General features: G+C 41.7%; 1 pseudogene. It reads right to left on the reverse strand.

Annotated features, from left to right (window positions below):
* Nucleotides 1-16 precede the first annotated feature (16 nt).
* Nucleotides 17-409: pseudogene (locus BCT11_RS04015) on the reverse strand (opioid growth factor receptor-related protein); the annotation flags it as partial.
* Nucleotides 410-1012: the final 603 nt, after the last annotated feature.

Genomic DNA, 1012 nt, shown 5'->3' on the forward strand with positions numbered 1-1012 from the left:
CTTAAACCGATCTCAGGTTACCTAGTAAATACAAACTACGAATTGCTCGGGTCAGACGAAGTTGGTTGTGGTCATGACTTTTAAGCCAGACATGGTTAGCAGGACTTAATGCCAGTAATGAAGATATTTCATACCCATCTCGCTGTAATCCCCAAAACTCAAGTAAGAGGTCGAGAGCTTTTAAGTGAGCAACACGCAATTCTTCTGAATTAGCAAAAGCATCTCGATCTGCTTGAGTTACCAAAGGAGCATGTTGATTGAACTTAGTGCCCTCATCTATCGGGAAAAGAACTTGAATATACTTATGATCATGCTCCAGCCAGAAGTGGTTGTAAGCTAACAACTGCTCTACATTGCGACCAAATTTATCTGGAGCTTTGCCAGATATGAAACGAGCAATTTCACTCATTTTAAATCCTGCTAATTGTTATTTTTATCTTTGCGCACTAACGCCCAATTAAGTTGTGAGCAACGCTGCCACCTTACTCAAACACTGCACTGTAATCACTAAACCAATTGAAACCGAAAGTGCCGAGCGTTGCGAATCAGCTTGAATTGTTTGTTAGGCAAGATTTCCGAATGCTCACTAACTTGATTTGATACAGGATACCTTAAACATTATAAGCAACCAATCACCCACCGACTTTTTGTGACTCAAGAACCACTGAAATCACTATGTCATAGCCGAGGCTTCAACAACCACGAAATGCAGCTTTTCAGCGACAAAGTAGCTTTTGAGCCTGATAGACTTAAAGCTGAGGGCTAGTCACAAAAACGAAAGCGTCGATTAACTTGCCCTTTCCACACTTTAAGCCAGTGAAATTCACCACCCACCAACACTGAGAACCAATGAGGCAACCCACGAACTTTGGCATGTTTTACGGTTGGAGATATTCCAGAATTTGAGCCGACAATACGTAATTGCCGACTAAGAAAGACAGATAGCTAGAGAGGACAAAGAAAATAGAAATGAGAAACTCACCGTACCTTGCCTAACGCCTTGCTAAGGTGT

This window comes from Vibrio sp. 10N.222.52.B12, assembly GCF_002875385.1.
Lineage (GTDB): Bacteria > Pseudomonadota > Gammaproteobacteria > Enterobacterales > Vibrionaceae > Vibrio > Vibrio jasicida.